Raw genomic sequence first — 23,231 nt, 5'->3', positions numbered from 1 at the left:
AAGCATCGATGTCCGTCCCGCCGCATCCGCCGCGGCTGGACATGGCACATCGCCGATCGCCCGACAGCGCCGCTCCCCTGCCCCTGGCGACCTCCCGTGACCACGCGGGCGCCGCCGCCCGGGCAGCGCCCTCGTCCGTTCAGCCACATCGAGAGGTGGCACCCGCGCGCCGGTCCGTCGCGCGACGCCGACGATTCAGCCGATCCTGTGCGCTCGTGAGCATCATCGATTTGATGGCTTTCGCGCTTGCATATCCCCAGAGCCGTTCAAGATAGGTGACGGGGCGGGCCAGGCATCACCGCCAAGCGCTCCAGCGCCGGCGCCGCTTCCGTCATTGACATGGGGGGGAAGTATGAAGTTTCGAATCGACTCTCTTCGTTTTGCATCGATTGCAGCCCTGGCGCTCGTGGGGGCCAGCGCCTGCTCCGTCGCTGCGGGAGACGACGGCCTCGCAGCGGCGGACCAGGACAGCGCGGAAGAGGCGGTCGAATCCGCGTCGCAGGCCTTCACGCTCTCGGTCCCGGAGCTCGCCTCGGTGTTCGACGCCTTCGACGCGCTCCAGATCGCAGAGGCGCAGATCGCCCTGACCCGCGCGACCGACGCGTACGTCCTCGAGCTCGCCCAGGAGCTGCTCAATCACCACACCGCCGCGAACCAGCAGCTCCTGGCCGCGCTCGGGCAGCTGGGCGTGACGCCGGCCGACAACCAGATCAGCCGGGCGCTGGTCGAGCAGGGCGCGTCGGATGGACAGATGCTCGAAGGGCTCAGCGGCCGCACCTTCGACTGGACGTACGTCAACCTCCAGATCGTCCGGCACCAGGAGTTCCTGGCCCATCTCAAGGAGCAGATCGCCTTCGTCGGACCCGAGCTGCACCCGGGGATCTCCCACCTCATCCCCGGTATCCGGGAGGCCACGTCGCGGCACCTCTCGTTCGCCATGTCGCTCGTCTCGCTCCTCGGTACCCCGTACGTCTCGGAGAACGGCAATCCGCCGCGCTCGCCGTACTACGGCAACGGCGCCCCGTATTACGGCAACACGCCGTATTACGGCGGCGGCGCCCCGTATTACGGCAACGGCGCCCCGTATTACGGCAACGGCGCGCCGTCCTATGGCCCCGTCTACTACGGCCCCAACGGGCCTTACATGCCGGCGTACCCGCCCTACGGCGGTTACGGGCGCAGCGCGTCGTTCGGCTCCGGCACGAGCAGCCCGTATCCCCCGTCTCCCGGCGATCGCCCGTGAGCCGTCGCAGGGCGCCGGCGCCGCCCGCGCCGGACGCCCTCTGACGGACTGCGGCGCCGACCGGACCGCCGCTCCGTCGAGGAGACGGGCGCGGCGCGCTACAGCCGGCGCCGCGCCCGGCCGCGGTCCGGGATGACGCCGTGGATCTCCGCCTCGGTGAAGCCGGCGGCCTTGTAGAGGCGCTTCAGGTGCACGAGCTCGATGTGCGCGCTCTTCGCCACCGCGGCGCGGATGCGATCGAGCACGCTCAGCCGCTCGAGCGGGAGCCGGGTCGCCTCGACCGTCGAGCGCAGCGCCGCGGCCGCCGATTTCACCTCGGCCGCCGCCGCCTGCGCCTTGTCCAGGCTGAGCTTGGGGTGGATCCCCGAGCCGAGCAGCTGCGCGAGCACCTCCAGCCGATCCGGCTGCCCCGTGATGTCGCCGTCCTCGTAGTCGGCGAAATACGCCGCGCCGCCGGGGAACAGGATCGACAGCGCAGGATCCGCGGAGGGGCGGCCCACGGCGTTCCAGACGTCGTCGGCGACCTTGCCGAGCGCGTCGTCGGCGCGCGCGGACTCGGCCTCCACCTTGGCGAGCAGCGGCTCCGCCTCGGACCGCGCGGCGTTGCGCTGGGCCTCGACGCCGTCGAAGAGCGTCAGCACGGGCACGAGCCGCTGCTCGGCGAGCTCCCGGAGGGACCCCCCCTTCGCAGAAGCGCTCTGGAGCGTCGCGCGCACGTCACCGATGATGTCGTCCGCCGGCGCATCCTTGCGAATCACCTCGCCCATGATGTCGATCCTCCTCTGGCCTCACGAGGCGCCAAGGCTGCGGAGTCCAGCGAAGCACGACCCGCGAACGCCCCCCGTCGGCGCTGTCACCTCGGGCACCATAACGGACCATCGCCCGCCCGATCAACCGGATCGCAGCCCGCCGACGCCGGCCCGACGTGGGCCTCCGGGGCGCGTCGCTGGTACACTCCGGCCGTGCACCCCGGCCCGCTGTCGCTCACGGCCCTGCTCGCCTTCCCGCTCGCCTTCCCGCTCACCGCCCACGCCGGTCAGGCGGGCGGCGAGCTCGTCGCAGCGGCGGCGGCGGCGGGGCGGCCGCCCGAGTGCTCGGCGCGGTCCAGCCGGGCCATCGCGCGGGGCCCCACGGTCTGGGAGCGCGCGCGCGCGCCGGAGCTCCCGCGCTACTGCGACCTGCTCGCGCGCGGCCAGGCGCAGCTCGGCAGCAACCCGGAGGCGGCGCGCGAGGCGGCGCGCCTCGCCGACCAGCTCCTCCCGGGGCACGCCGCGCCGCAGGTGCTGCTCGCCCGCGCCGCGCTCGCCCTCGGCTCCCCCGAGGACGCGGGGCGCGCCTTCGATCGCGCGCGGGGCATCGACCCGCGCAGCGTCGAGGATCCGCACACGATGCACGATCTCGCCCGGTCGCTCGCCCGCACCGGCAAGCGCGACGAGGCGATCGCGATCTACCGCGCGCTCGTCCCGCGCATCGACCTGCTCGGCACCGCCGATCAGCGCGCGCTCGTGCTGCTCGAGGCGGCGCACCTGTCCATGGCCGCCGCCGGCGCGGCCGCGAAGCCGCCGTCCGGCGCGGCCGCGGGGGGCGCCCGCGGCGACCTCGACGAGGCGATCGCCTACCTGCGCGAGGCGCGCCAGCGCGCGCAGACGCAGCTCGCCCGCGACGTCACGCTGTCGCTCGCGCTCGCGCTGGACCGCGCCGGCGACAAGGCCCAGGCCGACGCCGCGCTCGAGGGCGAGGCGGCCGACGCGGGCGCCGGGGGCGACCCCCGCGCCCAGGCGGCCGCGCGCGCCCGCGCCGAGGCCGCCCGCGCCCGCGCGGCCGACCACCGCGCCGAGGCGGCGGCGCGGGCGCGCGCGGCCGACCAGCACGCCGGCGCGGCCGCCCGCGAGCACGCCGCCGACGATCTCGCCAGCGCGACGGCGCGCCTGCGCACCGTCGACTACCTCGCGGTCCCGGAGGACAGGCTCGCCCTCGAGGCGCTCGCGCTGGAGCGGACCATGGCGGCCGCGGCGATCGCGCGCTGGGAGGCGTACCTGTCGGGCGCCGGCGGCCAGGGGCCATGGGCCGGGGCGGCGCGCGCGCGCCTCGACGCGCTCCGGAGAGGCGCCGGCGGCGGGGGCCAGCGGCCCGCGCGCGCCGCGGCGACGGGGGCGGCCGGGCGCGCGCTGGCCCCCGCGCCCGGCCCGGGCGCAGGGGGCGCGCGATGAGCCAGGGGCCGCGCCTGCGCCGGCGGCCTCGCTCGCCCCGGCGGGCCCGCCTGCCCGGCGTCGCGGCGCTCCTCGCGCTCGCGCTCGCGGCGGCGCCCCTCCGCGCGGCGCCGACCGTCTGGTCCCGCGCGCTGGATCCCGCGGCCGACGAGCGCGCGGCGCTCATCTCCCAGGCCGACGCGCTCCTCGCCCGGTACGACCGGCTCCGGCGCTCGCCGCTCCTCGAGCGGGTCGAGGAGATCGGCCCGCTCTGGCTGCGCGAGGCGCGCACCCTGTACGAGCGCGCCGGCGCGCCGACCTCGCGCGAACCGTCGGTGCGGCTGCGCTACGCCGACATCCTGGAGCACCTCGGCGACGTGGAGGGCGCGGTCGGGGCGCTCGAGGGGCTCTTGCGCGCCCAGCCGCCGGCGCCCTCCCGGGCCGACGCGTGGCACGCGCTCGCGGTCTGCTATGCGCGGCTCGGCAGGTACACCGAGGAGATCAAGGCGTACGACGAGGCGCTCGCGCTCGAGCCGCACGCCGCGTCGCGGGCGCTCTTGCTGGCCAACCAGGCCGAGGCGTACATGGCGCTCGGCGACATCACCGCCGCGGTCGAGGGCTACCGCGCGGCGCTCTCGACGCTCGGGTCGCTCGACATGTTCCGCTACGGCGTGACCACGCTCTGGGGGCTCGCCGTGGCGCTCGATCGGTCGGGCGACCTGGAGGGCGCCATCGAGCACATCCGGCTCGCGCGGACCTACGACCGGAACGATCAGCAGATCAACGGCGCCGGCTGGTTCTACGTGCCCCCGTACGACGAGGCCTGGTACGCCGCGCTCGGCCACTGGGCCGCGGCGCGGAGCGCCGAGCTCGGCGCCGCGCGCGCGGAGGCCTACCTGCAGGCCGTGGCTGCGTGGGAGTCGTACATCGCGCGCGCCCCCGGGAACGACCACTGGGTGGCGCTGGCCAAGGCGCGGCGCGCGCAGTGCGATCGGGAGCGGGAGCAGACGATGAAGCGCCTGCGCAAGCCCGCGCCCGCGGCGCCGCTGCGGCGCTGACCCGCGGCGCTGTGCTGGGCGGCGCGCCGCGGTCCGGTCGCGCTCGCGCCGCGCTTCCGGCCGCCCCCGCAGGCGCTTCCGGGAGTTCCTGCACGTCGCCTCCGGGTGCGCTCCGATCGCGCCGCAGCGGACGCGCGTCGCGCCGCGGCCGGATGCGAGGACGCCCCTTTACGACCCCGCCCGGCGGGTTCACCTTAGCGTGGTCGCCCTCGCGCGCGGGGGTGGCGCCGGCCAGCTCACCCCGAACGGAGATCCGTCGAGATGCGCGACTCGGTGTTCAATGAGCCCGTGCTCTGGTCCGGACGCCCCAAGGTCGTCGCGACGCCGCTGCTCTACGTCGTGGGCGCGGCGGTCTGCGGCGTGACCTCCGCGATCAGCACGGCGTCCGCCATCGTCGTGAGCAAGGCGCTCGGCGCGTCGCCGACCCAGCTGCTCGCCTTCGCGGCCTGGATGGCGAGCCTCGCGGTGGCGTTCAGCTACCTGCCGCGCTGGTGGCGCTCGGAGCTCGAGTACCTGCTCACCGACCGGCACATCGTGGTGCGGCGCGGGAAGCTCCGGCGCTCCATCGAGCGGCGGTCGATCAGCTACGCGCGCATCCACTGGCACCCGAAGCACCCCGGCGTGGGCGACCTCGAGCTCGTGAGGGCGGTGCCCACGGGCGCCCTCCGGCGGCGGCTGTCGATCGTGCTCAACGGCGTCGTGGCCCCGGATCGCGTCTGGGCGATCCTGCGCGGCGTCGTCCCGTCGGCGCCCGCGGGCGACGGTCACCGGCTGCTCTCGCAGCGCCTCGACGAGGGCGAGCGGGTGCTCTGGTCGGCGCACCCGGCCGACGGCTGGCACAAGTGGCTCCCGAACGGCCTGCGCGGGGTCGGCTCGGTGCTGCTCGGCGTGCTCCTCGGCGGCTTCGCCGTGGTCACGGCGGTGCACGCCGTGCGGAGCATCCGCATCGTGACCGCGGCGGGCATGGATCCGGAGAGCGTCTCGTTCGTGGCGCTCGTCGCCTCGCTCTCGCTCACGATCGTGCTGCTCGTCGCCGCGGGCGCGGCGATGCTCTACATGTCGGTGGTGCGCCCGGCGCGGCTCGCGGCGCGGACGCGGTACCTCATCACCGACCGGCGTGTGCTCATCCAGCGGGGCGACGAGGAGCTGCACCTCGATCGCTCGCGCATCGTCGACGTGATCGACGCGCCGGGCGCCGGGGGCCTCCGCGACGTGTTCCTCGTGCTCGACGGCCCCCGCGCCCGCGCCGTGGCGGCGAGCGGCGCCTTCGGCGAGGCCCCGGGCGCTGGCCTCCAGCCGGTGCTGCACCGGGTCGCGGACGTGGAGTCGGTGCGGCAGATCTTGCGGCCGGCGTAGCCCAGCGTTCACGAGGTCCGTCCCTGGATCTGCGGATCGCGCCAGCAGGTCGAGGCCCGCCTCGCGTGCGGCTGCCGCGGGGTGAGCCGTCCAAGGCGGCGGTGGAGAGGATCGCGCCGCGGGCGGAGGCGGCCCTGCCGCGGGCGGAGGCGGCCTTTCCGCGGGCGGAGGCGACCTTGCCGCTGACGGAGACGACCCCGAGGATGGCGAAGACGACCCTGCCGCGGACGGAGACGACCCCGAGGATGGCGAAGACGACCCTGCCGCGGACGGAGACGGCCCTGAGGATGGCGAAGACGACCCCGAGGATGGCGAAGACGACCCTGAAAAACCAAGCACTGGACGCGGACTTACGCTGCATCACCTCGACCCGCTCGGCCGTCCCGCGGCTCCTCCGAGATCCACCGTGCTCCATGGTGCTGTCATTCGAACCCGAAGGCGGGAAAGGAGGAGTCATGTCGATGATCTTCTGTTTCCTGCCGTCTCCCGCCGGGATCGTCGGTCCTCCCATGAAGTGATCGAGACGTTCATCCCGGAACAGCCGCATCCACTCAGCTCTCCACCGGCCTGGCAGCGTTGACGCGACTCGTCAGTTCGTGCGTTCCTTCGCGCGAGGGAGGCCGCGATGGCGCCGGTTCCGCGACGTGTCTTGCGGGCGTTGATCCCGCTCTTGATGTTCGTGAGCTGCGTGTTCGCGCAGGCGGGGTGCTCGTGCAGCCGCGAGCTCCCGCCGGTTCGTCCTCACGGCACCATCGCCTGCCGAACGCGCGACCCGAGCGCTCCGCCGAGGGCCGGCCGCGCGCCGGGGGTGACGACCGTCTCCGCGGGCTCGATGGCCGGGACGTTCTCGGTCACGAGCAGCGGAGAGGCACTGTACGCGATGCCGTTGACCGCCGTCCCGGGGCGGGCGGGCCTCGAGCCGCGGCTCGCGCTCCAATTCGACAGCAGCGCCGGCGAAGGCGTCCTCGGGCTGGGGTTCTCCATCGCCGGCCTATCCGCGCTCACGCGGTGTCCGAAGGACCTCTCGCAGGACGGGGAGATATGGGGCGTCCGCTACGACGCCGAGGACGCGCTCTGCCTCGACGACAAGCGGCTCGTCGCCGTGGGGCGAGCGGCGGGGACGATCGAGTACCGGACGTTCCCCGACACGATGGTCAAGGTGGTCGGGCACTACGCCGCGGAAGGGGACGCGCCCGCGGAGGCGCTCTTCTTCGAGGCGATGATGCCGTCCGGGCTTGTGATCGAGTACGGCCATAGCGAGAGCAGCAGGCCGCTCGCTCGGGGCGGCGCCGCGCGCGCGTGGCTCGCGACCAAGGCGCGCGACCTTCGGGGCAACGCCATGAGCTATGCGTACTGTTCTGCGGACGCCGAGGAGGGCTTCACCGCGGAGTACGCAATCGACGAGATCCGATACACGAGCTTCGAGGGGGAGCCGGCGCTCGCGGCGGCGCGGGCGGTGCGGTTCGTGTACGAGGCGAAGGCGCCGGGCGAGGTGCGCACCCATTACGCAGCCGGCATGGCGCTCCAGCGCTCGCTGCGGCTCGACGAGATTCAGATGCTCGGCGCGGACGACGCGCTGGTGCGGCGCTACGGGTTCACGTACGAGGTCAGCGAGGCGACGAAACGAACGCTCCTGGCGCAGGTCGAGGAGTGCGCGGGCGACGGGGTGTGCAAGCCGCCGACGCGCTTTCAGTACAGTCGCGGCGAGGCAGGGTTCCGGAGGGTCGCGACGGACATCGCCGCGCCGACCTCCCGGAAGGCGAGCCCGATGCTGTTCGACATCGACGGCGACGGGCTCGACGACCTCGTGGTTCCGGACGTGGTCGGGGGGCTCAGCACGCCAGAGAACCCCATCACCGGCTGGCTCGTCGCGCGCAATCGCGGGTCGAGCGGCTCGGCGGCCTCCTTCGCGCCCGCGACCTTGGCGCTCCTCGAGGACTGGGCCGTGATCGCCGATCCGCACGGGTCCTCGGATCCCGAGCTCCTTCAGCCGGAGCTCGGGACGGCCCTGGATTTCAACCAGGATGGCCGGGCGGACGTCTTTCTTCACGACGTCCATGACACCGGCAACACCTGGCTTGTCCTCCTGACCCAGCCGGACCTGACCTTCGAGGTCCACGACACGGGGATCCGGAGGCCCTTTCCGCTCGGCGTCCGTCCCGCGCCGCCGGGGCTGAGCCTGCCCGAGGGCGCCGTGCACCTCGCGGACGTCGACGGCGACGGCGTGCCCGACCTGATCCAGTGCGACGACCACAGCCGCGCGCTGACCGAGAACCCGCTCGAGGCGACGTGGACCGTCCACCGCTGGAAGCCGGAGCGCAACGGGACCCCGGCGGGGTTCGACGTTACCGGGGAGTCGCTGGAGCCGCTCAACGGGTTTCCGTGCGACATGGAGATCCAGACGCTCGACCTCGACGCTGACGGCAAGGTCGATCTGGTCGTGGCGACCGTGCTGACGTTCAGCGATGGCACGATGCTCCCCGCGCCGACGTACGGGGCGCTCACCCGGCGGCACGACGGGAGCTGGGAGGTGGTCGACACCGAGCTGCCTCAGCCCCCACCCGGCGGCCGCACCGTGTTCCTCGACGTGAACGGCGACGGCTTGCCCGACGCGGTGCAATCGGGGTTCAGCCACGGCGGGCTCCGCACGATTCTCAATACAGGGCCGACCTTCGAGCTGCCGGCGGTCGACAGCCTCGACCCGGCGGGCGTCCTCGAGAGCCTCGGCGCGCAGGACGCGTTCTTCCGGCTCGCGGCGCCGCTGGACTACGACGGCGATGGCTTGCAGGATCTGCTCATGCCGGTGCCGCCGGGCATGCTGCCGGGCTCATCGCTCGCGCTGCCCTCCTGGGCGATCCTCCAGGCCACCGGCGCGCGCGACGGGCCGACGTTCGCGCTCGTCGACCCGGGGATCCCGTTCGAGGCGGCGGTCGGGGAGGCCGTCACGCTCGCCGATCCGCGCGGACCGCGCATCGGGGACGTCGACGGCGACGGGGCGCAGGACGTGGTGTTGCCGCTCGGGGGCGTGTTCAACGTCTTCCAGAACCTCGCGGCCGCTCGGGATCTCCTCGTCGCGGTCTCGGACGGGATGAACGCGCACGAGCCGCGCGAGGCGGGCTTCGTGCCGAACGTGAGCGTCGCGTATGGCCATCTCACCGACGCCTCGATCACGAACGGCACCGCCGCGGGAGCTCCGGAGCGGGAGAGCATGCTCTACGTGTCGCGGGACGACGCGGCGAACGCTTGCGAGTACCCGCGCCGCTGCGCGGTGGGGCCGCGGCGGGTCGTCAGCGGCTACGCGCTCAACAACGGCGCGGACCGGGCGCGGCGCTTCGAGGTGCGCTATCGCGACGGGCGCTACCACCGGCTCGGGCGGGGCTTTCTCGGGTTCGGGGAGCGCGTCGTCGTCGAGGTCGACACCGGCGCCGCGACGGCCGAGCGGTACGACAACGTCACGTTCGACGAGGATCTCGAGCTCTTTCCGTTCGCGGGGCAAGTGAAGCAGCAATGGCGCTGGGCTCCTGGGCTGCCGGACCAGCCCAGGCCGCAGCAGATCGAGCTCTCGTTCCTCGATGTGACGCGGGAGATGGTGCCGACGAACGACGGCGCGAGCTACTTCACGCTCCCGACCGAGCGCCGATTCCGGCGAGCGCAGGGCGTGTATCCACCCGAGGGCGGCGAGGCGCCCACGGTGGAGGCGTACGTCGAGCAGGTCGCGTCGGGCGGCGAGCGCGGGATCGGGGCGGCGATCCTGCGCGATACGGTCGCGAAGGTGACGGATTTCGATGCGTTCGGCAACGTGCGCGCCGAGGAGGTCTCGACCCGCGGCGTCGACCTGACGCTGGAGACGACGCGCACCTTCAAGAACGACACCGAGCGGTGGGTGCTCGGTCAGCTCCAGACCGAGAAGGAATGCAGCGCGGCGGCGGGGCTCTCGCAATGCCGCCTGCTCGCGCGCACGACGACGATTTACGGCGAGATCGAGACCGAGTCGATCGACAGCGACGAGGACATCCCGGACACGAAGCTCGATGTCGCGATTGCGCGGGACGACTTCGGGAACGTCACCGGGGTGACGGCGGACGATGCGTTCGGCCATCACCGGGCGTGGAGCACGACGTACGACGCCGAGGGGATCTTCCCCGAGACGCACGTCGACGCGGCCGACCACACCACGCGCGTGGCGTTTGATGAGGGTCTCGGCGTGCTGCTCAAGCGGGTGGATCCGAACGGGCTCGTGACCGAGTGGAGGCACGACGGCTTCGGTCGCCTGGGACTCGAGATAAGGCCCGACGGCACGCAGACGGAGATCGCGCTGTCGCGCACCAAGGACGGCGGCCCGGGCCGGGACGCCTGGCGGGTGGTGCAGCGGACCACGACCACCGGCGGCGCCGACGACACGGTCGAAGTCGACAGCCTCGGCCGCCCGATCCGGTGGTTCTGGTACGGACCTTCCGTGGAAGGCGCCGCGGGCGAGCCGCGGCGCTTGATGCAGGAGATCGCGTATGACGCGCGCGGCGAGCGCATCGCGCGGCGCTCGGTGCCGGTCGCCGAAGGCACGCCGCAAGACGACCTCCTCTATGACGTCTACGCGCACGACGCGGTAGGCCGCGAGGTGAGGCACACGACGCCGTGGGGCGCGGTCGTGGAGACCCAATACGACGGCCTGCGCGCCGAGGTCACCGATCCGCTCGGCCACGTGACCGTGGTCGAGCACGATCCGCTGGGACGACCGGTGACGATCACCGACGCGGCGATGGGGGTCACGCGTTACAAGCATGGCCCGTTCGGCGCGCTCTACACCGTCACCGATCCGGGCGGTGCGACCACGCGGACGGCGCGCGACGCGTTCGGCCGCGTGCGGCAGCTCGACCATCCCGATCGGGGCACGACCGTCCTCACCAACGACGGTTTCGGCGAGCTGATCTCGTCGACCGACGCGCTCGGGCGGGAGACGACGTTCAGCTACGACGTCCTCGGGCGCACCACCTCGCGCGTGGACGAGGACGGCGCCGAGCGGCTGACGACCACCTGGACCTGGGACACCGCGGAGCACGGGATCGGCAAGCTCCACGTGCTGGAGAGCCCCGACGGGGGCAAGACGTACGGCTACACCGAGCACGGCAAGCTCGAGACGGTGGCGCTCCGCATCGACGGAGAGCGCGCGGCGCTGGAGAGCAGGCTCGGCTACGACGAGCTCGGCCGTGTCGAGACGATCACCTACCCCACCCCGGCCGGCGCGGCGCGGTTCGTGGTGGCCCACGACCACGACGCGCATGGCCACGTGCTCGCCGTGCGCGACAGCGCGACGCGCTCTGCCTACTGGCGGCTGACCGACGTGGACAGCGCCGGCCGCTACCGCGAGGAGGCGTTCGGCAACGGCGCCGTCACCGAGCGGAGCTACTACGCCGACAAGCAGCGGCTGAAGGGCGTCGTCACCCGCAGCGGCGCGACCGCGGTGCAGGACCTCGGCTACGGCTATGACGAGCGGCTCAGCCTCACGAGGCGCACCGACGCGCTGCAGCCGCAGCACCGGAGCGAGCGCTTTCGGTATGACGCGCTCGACCGGCTGACGTGCGCGTACTTCAGCGACGTCGAGAGCGACACGGCGCCGTGCGCGCTCCGCTACGACCACGACCCGAACGGAAACCTCACCTTCACGCCGGACGCCGGCACCCTCTCGTACGACGACCCGCTGCACCCGCACGCCGTCACCGGCGCTGGCGCGGACAGCTTCGGCTACGACGCCGTGGGCAACCAGATCGCGCGCCCGGGCGGGGTGCGGGTGCGCTACACGCCGTTCGACCTGCCGAGGGCCATCACGCAGGGCGCGAGCACCGTCTCGTTCGGCTACGACGGCGACCAGCAGCGGATCCGAAAGACCACGCCGGACGAGGAGACGATCTACTTCGGCGACCTGGTCGAGCGGGTCACCGACACGGCGACCGGCAGGGCCGAGCACCGGTACTACGTGCGCTCGCCGGAGCGGGTGGTGGCGATCGTGACCCGCGGCGGGCCGGAGCCGGGCACGCGCTATGTGCACGTCGATCACCTCGGCTCGGTCGATGCGATCACGGACGAGGACGGCGACGTGATCGAGCGGCGGAGCTACGATCCGTTCGGCCAGCGCAGAAACCCGGTGTGGGGAGAGCCCACGCCGACGTCGTTCTCCAGCGGTACGACGCGGGGCTTCACCGGGCACGAGGGCGATGACGAGTTCGGGCTCGTCAACATGCGGGGCAGGATGTACGACGCCAGGATCGGGCGGTTCTTGACGACCGACCCGATCGTGCAAGCGCCGCTCTCGGGTCAGAGCTGGAACCCGTACAGCTACGTGCGCAACGACCCGCTCAACCACGTGGATCCGAGCGGGTTCCAGCCGGCTGCTCAGGATGAGCAGGTCGATCCGGACGAGTTTCACAAGGATCCCGCGGTGCGACGCATGCTGAACTGCGGCGGCGCCGAATGTAACCATCCATTCTTCCACCCAACGGAAAGCCCAAGGGTAGAAGGCTCATCCGAGGCTGCGGAGGTCGGCGCCACGACGGCGCCTGTCGACGTGGGCACGACCGGAACCTCGCCGGGCTTCGCATCACAGCCGGTGACCGTCTCGCCGGAGCACGCCGGCGCCGGCGGCCCGGGTACCGTCGTCGGCCAGACCTTGCTGGGCGCCGCTGAGGGCACGCGCGACGTCGGTCTCGGCATCGCACGGTCGCTGGTGCTGAACGCGCTGACGTTCGGGATGTACGGTGGCTACGAGCTCGGCGGCGCGATCTGGGAAGGCTACGAGCAGGGCGGGGTCCTCGGCGCGCTCAACTCCGTGAACCCGCTCTACCACATCGGGCTGGGCGCCGCGGGCACGGCCCTCGCGATCGATGGAGGCGACTACCGGGAAGCGGGCGCGGCGGGGACCAAGACGATGATCCTCGCGGCGGCAACCGTCTTCGGGTTGGGCAAGGGGCTGGGAGCGGCGGCCGAGGGATCGGCGATTGCGGCGGGGGCCGCGCCCGGGGGCGTAAGGGCGTACTCGGTCGCATACGAGACAACCCTCCCCAAGTTCGGCGCTGGCACTCGACCGGCGCACTTCAGGGCAGCAAACCAAGCGATCCTCGCCGATATGCGGGCGAGCTCGGAACTGACCCAGGCCATGCGAGGCTTGAGCATCGAAGTGCCCACGTCTGCTTCCGGTGCCGCCCAGGGCCTCTCTCCGTCCGGTTGGACATGGCACCATGTGCCCGAGAGGCCTGGTGTGGTACAGCTGGTCCCGCGTGCGCAGCACACGGCGGGAAGCGGCTTCTACGAACTAATGCATCCCGAGGGCCGAGGCGGGTTCTTCCTGTGGGGAAAGGAATTCTAACATGGCGAAGCTACTGGACTTGATCGCCAAGATCGATCAGATGGATCGCGAGGACGTAATCTTCGTGAAGCCGGAATGGCGCCCCGACTCAGAAGCGAGCGTGTTTCAGCTTACCGAGGACTATCGCGTCCCCGAGGAGGCAAGGGCTCTCGGCTACGAGTACTTCCTTGAGGTTGACACTATTCAACAGATCCTCGAAGAGTTCCGCAGCCGCCCAGACGCTTCGCTCAACGAAAGGTGCGAGCGGATCATTCATTACGCAACATACGATGCATAGACGCTTGCGTCGAGGCCACCAACGCGCTGGATAATGTAATCGTGGTCGAGGACCCGCTGGGACGACTGCCTGTCCAAACACAACCGTGAACGAGCCACCCATCGCACTTTGGGCCCCTGAACAAGGAGAGAACCAGGAACCCGAATGGGACCCTTCGACATTCGCAGAATGGCTTGACCGCATGCTCGACACTGTGAGTCCTCCACGATCCTGGGAACGGTTTTGGGCAGGCCGCAGCCGAGTGCGCCATGAGGAAGGAATACACCCCAGGGAAAGGACCGGTCTGGAGCACCGATCGTGGCCTCGACGCCGCCACTCACCGTCCACTTCGCCAGAGGCAAGGCCACGACAGCCTCCATGCCGGGTGCTGTGCAACTGGAAGCAGCGCGCCCGGCGCCGCGGCAGGCCCGTAGCTGTTTGGCGCCGGAGCAGAGCCTCAGCCGCGCGGGGCAGCATTCATCCAGTCCAGCTGTACGAACAACCCTGACCACGCCCGCGTGGGGGAACGCGCCACGACGTGCATCGCCGCGTGGGGGGACCGCCGCCGCCTTGCACCGCGCCGTGGGGGGACCGCCGCCGCCTCGCACCGCGCCGTGGGGGGACCGCCGCCGAGCCTCGGACGGTCCACGCGCCGCTCACCTGCGCGTGACCCGGGCCTCCAGGTCGCGCACGCGCGCCTCGAGCTCGCGCACGCGCGCCTCGGCGGCGGCGCGGGCGCGCTGCTCGGCGACGCGGGCGCGCTGCTCCTGGGCGCGCGCCTCGCCCTCGGCGCGGAGGGCCTCCTCCTCGGCGGGCACGAGATCGGTCGCGCGGGAGGTCCGCGCGACGCGCAACGTCGGGTGCGGGCCGTCCTTCAGCACGACGACGTGCGCGTCGAACGCCTCGATCCAGAGGGGATCGGCGCCGGCGTGGACGCGCAGGTAGGTGCCGTCCGGATCGCGGCGGTAGAGCTGGAGCGGCACCCGCTCCTCGGAGAGCGGCGCGCGGGCCGAGGCCGCCTCGGGATCGAAGAGCAGCAGCTCGGGGCAGCCGAGCTGCCAGTACTTGGCCGGCGCGACCTCGTACGCCCGGCGATAGTCGCCCGTGACGATCTCCAGCGCGAACCGCGGCGGGCGGTGGCCCGGCAGCCACGTCTGCCACTGCCGCGGCAGCGGCGGCAACGGGCGGTGATCGAGGACGTAGAGGTCGGGCAGGACGCGCACCAGCGGCTCGGCCCGCACCCAGGCGAAGGCGTGGTCGGTGCCGGCGTACCAGTCGACCCACCCGCGCTCGCGCGCGAGCTGCGCGAGCACCGAGAGCAGCAGGCGGACGATCCCGGACCGCTCGGCCTTGCCGTGACGCTCGGCGTCGTCGGGCAGGTACCAGCCGGACCAGTCGATCGCGGCGCTGGCCTCCTCGGGCGACAGATCGCGGAGCACGAGCGCGCGGGGCGGCCGCCGGGGGCTGAGCGGGTACCCGATGCGGTTCGGCGAGGCCACGCGGGGAAACTAGCACCCCGGCACGTCCCGCGGGAACGCAGCGGCGCGCCGGCGTCGCCGGATGCGCCGGATGCGCCGGCGTCGCCGGATGCGCCGGATGCGCCGGATGCGCCGGATGCGCCGGATGCGCCGGCGTCGCCGGATGCGGACGCCTCACGACCACCGGCGCGCTCCGCCGGGCGCCTCGTCGGGCGACATGCGCCGCCCGCGGAGCGCCCCCTGCGCGCCCTCATCAGGCGACATGTACCTGCGACTCGCTTGACAGGGGCAAAGGTTCCATGTCTTCCTACCTGCCCAGAGCTTTCTTTACATCTTTCACGTCGGGAAGGGCGGCGCGTCGCTCTGAGCGATCTCGCGATCTGCGGTTGGCCCCCGCTGGCAACCATCGCGGCTGCCCGGATCCAGGCGCGCCGAGCCGCGTGGTCGTCCGGGCGAATCGAGCCCTGAGCGCGCGCACGGAGGAACTTAACATGAGAACCTTACAACATCGGATCGAGACTCGATTTGTCGGCGTCGGCGCTGCCTTCATCGGCGCTGCCTTCGTGGTCGCCTGCTCGTCAGGCCCGGGGGGCTCCCCGCAGCAGGGCCAGGGCACCGGCGGCGCGGGCGGGGCGCCGGACGAGTTCGGCGCGGGGACGGGGAACATCTTCGACGTGGGCAGCGGCGGCCCCGTCGAGCCGCCCCCCTGCGAGGTCTGCGAGGACTTCCCCGCGGCCCCGGTGCTCGACGACGCCGGGACGCCGCCGCCGGCCAACGCGCCCGAGCTGTTCGGCGCCCCGGGCAGCGGCGCGCCGGGCGGGCCGTGCCTCGCCGAGCCGGAGATCGGGGCGCTCTTCCCGAACAACTGGCTGCGGCCGAGGTTCCGGTGGACCGCGCCCGAGGGGCAGGACCTGTTCGAGATCCGCGTGCACGCCGACCGGGAGAAGAACGACCTGGTCGTCTACACGACGAACCGAGAGTGGAAGATGCCCAAGGACATGTGGGAGAAGCTGGCGTCGCATGTCCGGAACGAGCCGATCACCCTCACGATCCGCTCGGTGTCGACGAGCGCGCCGGGCGCGCCGCTCCTCGGCACCTCCGGGCCGATCACCATCGCGCCGGCCCCGGCCGGCGGCAGCATGGTGTACTGGGCGGCGATCGGTGAAGGGCCCGCGGACGCGTGGCTGGCCGGGTTCGGCGTGGGCGAGGAGGGCGTCGTCGACGCGCTCAAGGTCGAGCAAGTGCGGCAGGGCGGCCGCAGGACCGAGAACGGCGGCCTCCGGAACGACGGCGCGGTGCGGTGCATCGGGTGCCACACGTCGACGCCCGACGGCGAGTCCGTCATCTTCACGGATCACTGGCCGTGGGGGCTCGCCATCGCCTCCGTGCAGAAGGACTCCGTGGGCGAGGTCCCCTCGTACGTCACGCCGGGCGGCTCGGAGGCGATGAGCCAGGCCTGGCTCGGCGCGCCCAGGATGTCGCCGGCGCACTTCTCCCCGGGAGACCGGATCGTCGTCACCTCCTATGGCCGGGATCGCGGCACGGTCTGGGACGGTCAGTCGTACAGCGCCATGCCGAACGCGCGCCTCGCGTGGTTCGACCTGGAGTCGCCGGTGCCGACCTACCCGCTCGACGCCAACCCCAACCTGGTCAAGGAAGAGATGGCGGCCGCGGAGGGGACCGCTTACGGCTTCATCGCGCGCGAGGGCGACACGCGCGGAGCGCTGATGCCGGACTGGAGCCACGACGGCGACACCATCGTTTACGTGTCCACCGACGCCGGCAAGGACGGGCGGATCGGCGCCGGGGCCGGGGATCTCTACACGGTGCCTTACAACGACCGGCAGGGCGGCGCGGCGACGCCGCTAGAGGGCGCCGCGGAGCCGGCGTTCAACGAGTATTACCCGGCCTTCTCGCCCGACGACCGGCTGATCGCGTTCAACCGGACGCCGAGCCCGGGGGAGATGTACTATAACCCCGCGTCCGACATCTACGTGATCCCCGCGGCCGGCGGCGCGGCGACGCGGCTCGCGGCCAACGACCCGCCGGCCTGCGTCGGCGTCACGAGCCCGGGAATCCACAACAGCTGGCCCAGGTGGTCGCCGGAGGCCACGACCGTCGACGGCAAGACCTATTACTGGGTCATCTTCTCGTCGTCCCGCGACGGCTACACCCTCCAGAAGGACCCGCAGAAGAAGGCGTCCCAGCTCTACGTGACCGGCGTCGTCGTGGAGGGCACGACGGTGCACACGTACCCGTCGATCTATCTCTGGAACCAGACCACGAACACGAGCAACCACACGCCCGCATGGGACGTGTTCAAGATCCCCCCCGCGCCCGTCCCCCTCTGACGCCGCGCGCAGGCATCCCCGCCGGGAGAGCGAGCCCCCGCCGCCCTCGGACACATGCCCCGCACGGCGCGTCCGTCCGGGCCCAATGAACATCCGCCTCATCGCGTGTTGGCGGAAATAGCCAGTTACGCCACCCACCCATGGCACACGTGTGCCAGGCGGCCCCCGCCAGCGCATGCATGTCGTGCTTCCCGCGGCGGGGCGGGCCGTGCGCGCGCGAGAATCGCCGCGTTTCGCGGTGAACCGCGCGAGCGAGCGGCTGGCGCGGGCCTTGCGACGCCGGCGGGCACCATGCGAACCCACCGCGCCCATTCCTCCCTCTGGCTTCTCCTAGCAACAGGCCTCCTCGCCGTCGGATGCGTCACGGAGCCCTCGTCCCCCGGACCCGATGAGAGCGCGTCGCAGCGCGCGGCGCTCCACCGGGCCCAGTCGTGCGACGACCTCGAAGCGCTGCTGAAGCAGGACGCGCTCGCCAAGATGAACGCCCAGATCGACGCCATGATCGCGAGCTACGGGGCGATCGGCGACGGCCGCGGCGTCGGCTTCGGCGGCCCCGGCGTCGCCATGCCCGGGGGGGCCGCGGACCCCACCGGCGTACCTGCCCCGACACCGCCCGTGGCCAACAGCCCCGAGGACTCGGCGGCGGGCGGCGAGAGCGATGCCCCGACCCACTCGGACACGAACACCCAGGTCGCCGGCGTCGATGAGGCCGATATCGTCAAGACCGACGGGAACCACATCTACATCCTGCACGACCAGAGCTTCTACACGCTGACCGCGTGGCCGGCGTCGTCGCTCGCGGTGGGCAGCTCGCTCGCGATCGAGGGCAGCCCGATCGAGATGTTCGTGGCAGGCGACAAGGCCGTCGTCTATTCGTCGGTCAACGGGGCCTCGATCTACGAGAAGGCGGGCGTCGAGCCGCGGCCGGGATACTACGACTACAGGATCGACATCGGCATCGCCCTGCCCGGAGGCGCCGGCGCGCCCACCAGCACGCCCGGCAGCGGGCCGGCGCAGGACGATGCGCCGACCCCCCCGGAGGGCTCCGATCCGCCGCCCAACGCGGGAGACGCCGGCGCGCCGCCGCCCAACCCGGGAGACGCCGACCCGCCGCCGGATGCCGACGACAGGCCCGCGGAGCCGCCGCCGGACGGCGACTCCGAGCCCACGCCGGCGGACGGCGCCCCGTCCCCCGATGAGCCGGTGACCGACGCGGCCCCGCCGCCCGACGTCTACGCCCCGCTCACCAAGCTCACCGTCCTGAGCCTCGCGGGCGGCGCCCCCAGCGTGGCCAGGGAGCTCTACTTCGAGGGCGGCTACGCCTCGGCGCGGCGCGCGGGCGAGGACGTCCGCACGGTGCTGACCGGCGGCGCCCACGGCCCCGCGCTCAGCTACTGGCCCACCGACCTCACCGCCTTCCCCGAGACCGCCGAGGCGTGGACCGCGGCGTTCGAGCAGCTCCGCGCCGAGAACACGGCGATCATCGAGGGGTCGTCGCTGTCGGCGTGGCTGCCGTACCGCTTCGAGAAGGAGGGGGAGACGGTCACGGAGCTCGGCGCGAGCTGCGCGGACTTCTACATCCCCGAGGCGGGCACGACGTCGTACGGCCTGACGCAGATCGAGTCGATCGACCTCGACGACCTCGACGAGGCGCCGGCGTCGACCTCGATCATCGGCGCGACCGACACCGTGTATTCGAGCCACGACGCCCTCTATGTCGCCGCGCGCGGCTGGCAGCAGCCGACGGCGCCCAGCGCGGTGAACGCGAGCACGGACGTCACGCACCTGCACAAGTTCGATCTGGTCGCCGACCCGAGCCAGCCCCGGTACGTCGCGTCGGGCTCGGTGCCCGGCCACATCCTCAACCAGTTCTCGCTCGACGAGCACAACGGCAAGCTCCGCGTCTCGACGACCGCCATGGTGCCCGGGACCGAGCGGTGGACGACCCGCAACGGCGTGTTCGTCCTCGAGGCGCAAGGGACCGAGCTGGCGCGCATCGGCGCCATCACCGACCTGGCCCCGGGCGAGCAGATCCGCTCGACCCGGTTCATCGGGGATCGCGGCTACGTGGTGACGTTCCTCCAGGTCGACCCGCTGTTCGTGCTCGATCTCTCCGACCCCGCGTCGCCCTCCGTCGCGGGCGAGCTCAAGATCCCCGGCTTCAGCGAGTACATGCACCCGCTCGACGACGGGCACCTCCTGGCGATCGGCAGGGACGGAGACGAGAGCGGCAGGGTGACCGGCCTGTCGCTGCAGATCTTCGACGTCACGAACCCGTCGGCGCCGGCGCTCCTGCACAAGGAGTCGCTCGATGGGGACTACGCGTTCTCCGAGGCCGAGTACAACCACAAGGCGTTCACGTACTACGATGAGCGCGACGTGCTCGCCTTCCCGGTCGTGAGCTACGACCGGGAGACCGGCGCGGTCGCGAGCGCGCTGGAGCTCTTCAACGTCGATATCGCCGGAGGGTTCAGCCACCTCGGCGCGGTCGACCACAGCGGCTTCTTCAGCGCGACGTCGGGGTGCTATTACTACGGCGGCGCCGACGTGAAGCGCGGCCTGTTCATCGAGGACTACGTCTACTCGATCTCGTACGGCGGCGTGCTCGTGAACGCGCTCGACGACCTCGCGACGCCGGTGGCCTCGCTGCCCCTGCCCGCCCCGACCTCGTGGGGGTACGGCTGCGACGGCAACGTCACCGAGCCCGCGCCGGGCGAGCCCGTGCCGACGCCGGGTCCGCGCGGCGAGGAGTAGCGCCGCGCCGCGGAGCGCAGGCCGCGGCGCCCCGCCCCTCGAACGGGGGCGCCGCGGCGGCGCCGCGGCGCTCAGGCCCCCTGCCGGGGCGCCTCCCACGGGTGATCCGGGTAGAACTCCCGCATGAGCCGCGCGGTGTAGGCGACGAGGTTCGCGAAGCCCTCGGCCCTGCGCCGGAGCGGCGAGTCGAAGAACGGCGTGAGGATGCCGGCCAGCGCCGCGAAGGCCGTCGCGTCGACGCCCGCGGGGCGCCCGCCGAACAGGTACGGCCTGTCCCCGAGCAGCGCCGAGAGCGCGGTCAGGGAGCGCACGCCGAGCGCGACGATCTCCTCGTCCGAGTGCCGCGCGACGCCGAGCGCGCGGTAGTTGTCGCGGACGCGCGCGAGGAGCTCCTCGCGCAACTTCGGGCGCATCTCCTCCGGCGCGCCGTCGACGAAGTGCGCCGGGCCCTTCTCGAAGTTCTCCGGGATGAGCCAGCGCGCGTACCCCGAGGTCGCGACGAAATGGTTCTCGATCATGCGCTCGATGGCCCACGCCTCGGCGCGCTGCCGCGCGTCGAGGCCCGCATCGAGGTCCTTGCCGTACTTCCGCTCGAGGTGCTCGCGGATGAAGTGCGAGTCGGCGACGCGCGCGCCGTCGTCGTCGATGAAGGGGAGCTGCCCCTTCGGCGACAGGTCGGGCCGCGCGCGCTCCTTCGTGTAGGGCAGGCCGAGGAGCTTGAGCTGGACCTCGGTCTTCGTCACATAGGGGCTGGCTTCCGGCAAGCCGAACGTGGGGCCGAAGCCGTAGAGCGTGATCATGAGAGCCTCCGGGAGATTGGGTCCGCCGTGGACCGCGCTTGATGTAGCCCCGCCCTGCTGACAACCTGGTGTCAGCATCCTCGTGCGGCGCGCCGATCGACTGTTCCAGATCCTTCAGATCCTGCGCCGGCAGCGGGCGCCGGTCACCGCGGCGGCGCTCGCCGAGGAGCTCGAGACGTCGAAGCGGACGGTGTACCGCGACGTGGCGGATCTCCTCGCCCAGCGCGTCCCGATCCGGGGCGAGGCCGGGACGGGCTACGTGCTCGAGCGCGGCTTCGACATGCCGCCGCTGATGCTCACGCCCGACGAGATCGAGGTCGCGGTCCTCGGCGCGCAGTGGGTCGCCCACCGCGGGGACGCCGCCCTGCGGAGGGCGGCGCAGGACCTCATCGCGAAGATCGCCGCGACGGTCCCCGAGCGGCTGCGCCCGCTCGTGCTCGATCCGGTGACGGGCACGCCCCCCGCGCTGGACCAGGTCCCCGACGCGCTCGACCTGGCCGAGGTGCGCGCGTCGATCCGCGCCGGCACGAAGATCTCGCTCCGCTACCGCGACGAGGCGGGCCGCGAGAGCGAGCGCGTCGTGTGGCCCGTCGTGGTGGGGTACCGCGAGTCGACGCGCCTGCTCGTGGCGTGGTGCGAGCTGCGCCAGGACTTCCGCTCCTTTCGCACGGACCGCGTGGTCGGCGCCACGTTCCTGGCGGAGCGCTACGGCGAGAAGCCGAGCGCGCTGCGCGCGCGGTGGCGCGCGACCCTGCCCGCGCGCGGCGAGCCGCGGAAGCGCGCGTAGCCTCGCCCGCCCGCTCAGCGCCCGAGCTTCGCGAGGAACGCGTCGCGGCCGCCCTGCCCCGCGAGCGGCCCGCCGCCGAAGTCGAGGACGCCGTCGAAGTAGCCGGTGAGGAGGACGTCCCCGCCCGGGTCGAACGCGACGTCCGTGGGCGTCTGGCTCTGCGCGTCGCCGAAGCGATCGCCCCACAGCGCGCGGCCGTCGGCGTCGAGCTCGATGAGGAAGACGTCCTCCTGCCCCGCGCTCTCGAGCCGCCCGCACGCGAGCTCGAGCGCGCCGCGGAAGAACCCGCCGACCGCCACGTTGCCGTCGGCGTCGGCGGCGATCGCCGTGCCGTCCTGCCGGAGCGCGCCGCCGAGGCGGCGGCTCCAGACGTGATGGCCCCTCGGGTCGAGCTTCAGGACGAACGCGTCGTTGTCGCCCGCGCTGCGGCGCGGTCCGCCGCCGAAATCGACGCTGCCGGTGAAGCCCCCGGTCACGAGGACGTTGCCCCACGGATCCACCGCGACGGCGGAGGCGTTCTGGCTGCCGGGATCTCCATAGCTCCGGCTCCAGACATGATGGCCGTCCGGATCGAGCTTGGCGACGAAGATGTCGGAGCTCCCGGCGCTCGGGAGCGGCCGGCCGCCGAAATCGAGGCCGCCGCCCAGGGAGAACCCCGCGAGGACGATGTTGCCGGCGCCGTCGACCGCGAGGCCCTCGCCGCGATCGATGTCCGCCGTGCCGAACCCCTTGCTCCAGAGGTGATCGCCGGAGGCGTCGAGCTTCGACACGAAGACATCCTCGTCGAACAGGCCTCCTGTGCTGACGAGCGGCCACGCTCCGCCGGAGAAGTCGAGGGAGCCTTCGAACGAGCCCGAGACGAGGACGTTGCCGGCGCCGTCCGCGGCGATGGCGCGCGGGAAGTGGCGCTCGTCGCCGGACGCGGCTCGGCTCCAGAGATGATTGCCGCCGGCGTCGAATTTGGCCACGAACGAGATCTGGAGTCCGTCGAAGGGGTTCATCAGCGAACCGCCGCCGAGATCGATGGGGTCGCGGAAGCCGCCCGCGAGCAGGATGCTGCCGTCCGCGTCGACGGCGACGGCGGAGGCAAACGATGAGGGGGAGTCGAAGGCGCGGCTCCAGAGGAGGCCTCCGTCGGCGTCGAGCTTCGCGAGGAACGCCCCCGCGGCGGAGACGGGCCCGCCGCCGAAATCGACCGTGCCCGCGGCCGAGCCCGCGAGGACGATGTTCCCCGCGCCGTCGGCGGCGACCGAATACCCGATCTGCTCCCGTGCATCGCCGAACCGCCGGCTGAAGAGGTGGGCGGCGCCGGGACACGAGCGGTGGCACACATAGCTCGCGGGCGGGCGCGTCGCGCGCGGAGCCTCGCGGCGCGCGGGCTCCGCGTCCTCCGCGCGGCACGGCGGCGACGCGGACGCGCCGTGGCTCGGGACCGCGCCGTCCACGTCGCGGTGCGGCCTGCGAGGGGGGACGGCGGCGTCCTCGACGTCCCCGGGGCCGCCCCGGCGGATCGTGGCGCAGGGCGGAGACGACGCCTCGGCGGGGATCGCGAAGAGCACAGGGAAGACGAGGAGGAGCTGAGGAACAGAACATCTCATGAGT

Annotated in this window: 14 protein-coding genes; 10 read left to right on the top strand and 4 right to left on the bottom strand. The window is 72.6% G+C overall.

Annotated elements, in window-relative coordinates; translation table 11 throughout:
• Positions 1-352: 352 nt before the first annotated feature.
• On the top strand, positions 353-1,243 hold the full coding sequence (locus tag NQZ70_RS51130) for a DUF4142 domain-containing protein (RefSeq protein WP_129580716.1): 891 nt from the start codon (positions 353-355) through the stop codon (positions 1,241-1,243).
• A gap of 98 nt (positions 1,244-1,341) precedes the next feature.
• On the opposite strand, the gene NQZ70_RS51125 is transcribed toward NQZ70_RS51130, so the two are convergent.
• Positions 1,342-2,010, bottom strand: a complete 669-nt coding sequence (locus NQZ70_RS51125) for a hypothetical protein (RefSeq protein WP_020741980.1) — start codon at positions 2,008-2,010, stop codon at positions 1,342-1,344.
• Between the two features lie 195 nt (positions 2,011-2,205).
• Between NQZ70_RS51125 and NQZ70_RS51120 the strand changes: the two genes are divergently transcribed.
• The 6 genes from NQZ70_RS51120 to NQZ70_RS51095 all read left to right on the top strand — a co-directional run bounded on the left by NQZ70_RS51120 (position 2,206) and on the right by NQZ70_RS51095 (position 13,480).
• Entirely contained in the window at positions 2,206-3,453 is a 1,248-nt protein-coding gene (locus tag NQZ70_RS51120) for a hypothetical protein (protein WP_237244819.1), read from the top strand.
• On the top strand, positions 3,450-4,490 hold the full coding sequence (locus tag NQZ70_RS51115) for a tetratricopeptide repeat protein (protein WP_237244818.1): 1,041 nt from the start codon (positions 3,450-3,452) through the stop codon (positions 4,488-4,490). Before NQZ70_RS51120 ends, NQZ70_RS51115 begins: the two co-directional genes overlap by 4 nt.
• A 261-nt stretch (positions 4,491-4,751) precedes the next feature.
• Complete coding sequence (locus NQZ70_RS51110; protein WP_129580714.1) at positions 4,752-5,846, top strand: hypothetical protein; 1,095 nt, start codon at positions 4,752-4,754, stop codon at positions 5,844-5,846.
• Positions 5,847-6,049: 203 nt separating this feature from the next.
• Complete coding sequence (locus NQZ70_RS51105) at positions 6,050-6,364, top strand: hypothetical protein (RefSeq protein WP_129580713.1); 315 nt, start codon at positions 6,050-6,052, stop codon at positions 6,362-6,364.
• A gap of 107 nt (positions 6,365-6,471) precedes the next feature.
• A complete protein-coding gene (locus NQZ70_RS51100; protein ID WP_165374588.1) occupies positions 6,472-13,203 on the top strand; it encodes an RHS repeat-associated core domain-containing protein in 6,732 nt (2,243 codons plus the stop codon).
• 1 nt (position 13,204) lies between these two features.
• Positions 13,205-13,480 (top strand): hypothetical protein, encoded by a 276-nt coding sequence (locus NQZ70_RS51095; protein WP_129580712.1) that lies wholly within the window; start codon positions 13,205-13,207, stop codon positions 13,478-13,480.
• A gap of 635 nt (positions 13,481-14,115) precedes the next feature.
• On the opposite strand, the gene NQZ70_RS51090 is transcribed toward NQZ70_RS51095, so the two are convergent.
• The gene (locus NQZ70_RS51090) at positions 14,116-14,958 is read right to left on the bottom strand and encodes a Uma2 family endonuclease (protein WP_129580711.1); all 843 of its coding nucleotides are present in this window, start codon (positions 14,956-14,958) and stop codon (positions 14,116-14,118) included.
• A gap of 470 nt (positions 14,959-15,428) precedes the next feature.
• Here NQZ70_RS51090 and NQZ70_RS51085 point away from each other — a divergent pair, with 470 nt between their 5' ends.
• Both NQZ70_RS51085 and NQZ70_RS51080 read left to right on the top strand, forming a co-directional pair.
• The gene (locus NQZ70_RS51085) at positions 15,429-17,288 is read left to right on the top strand and encodes a PD40 domain-containing protein (protein WP_129580710.1); all 1,860 of its coding nucleotides are present in this window, start codon (positions 15,429-15,431) and stop codon (positions 17,286-17,288) included.
• A gap of 291 nt (positions 17,289-17,579) precedes the next feature.
• Positions 17,580-20,042: a beta-propeller domain-containing protein gene (locus tag NQZ70_RS51080; protein WP_129580709.1), complete on the top strand. Its 2,463-nt coding sequence runs from the start codon at positions 17,580-17,582 to the stop codon at positions 20,040-20,042.
• Positions 20,043-20,113: 71 nt separating this feature from the next.
• Here NQZ70_RS51080 and NQZ70_RS51075 read toward each other — a convergent pair whose 3' ends face one another.
• Positions 20,114-20,842, bottom strand: a complete 729-nt coding sequence (locus tag NQZ70_RS51075) for a glutathione S-transferase family protein (RefSeq protein ID WP_129580708.1) — start codon at positions 20,840-20,842, stop codon at positions 20,114-20,116.
• 82 nt (positions 20,843-20,924) lie between these two features.
• Between NQZ70_RS51075 and NQZ70_RS51070 the strand changes: the two genes are divergently transcribed.
• Positions 20,925-21,629, top strand: coding sequence for a YafY family protein (locus NQZ70_RS51070; RefSeq protein ID WP_129580707.1), 705 nt, complete (start codon positions 20,925-20,927; stop codon positions 21,627-21,629).
• 14 nt (positions 21,630-21,643) lie between these two features.
• Here the strand turns inward: NQZ70_RS51070 and NQZ70_RS51065 are convergent, their stop codons facing one another.
• Positions 21,644-23,227, bottom strand: a complete 1,584-nt coding sequence (locus NQZ70_RS51065) for a hypothetical protein (protein ID WP_129580706.1) — start codon at positions 23,225-23,227, stop codon at positions 21,644-21,646.
• Positions 23,228-23,231: the final 4 nt, after the last annotated feature.

Origin of the sequence: Sorangium sp. So ce836 (assembly GCF_028553905.1) — a bacterium.
GTDB lineage: Bacteria > Myxococcota_A > Polyangia > Polyangiales > Polyangiaceae > Sorangium > Sorangium cellulosum_D.
This window is presented reverse-complemented; position numbering and strand designations above follow the sequence as displayed.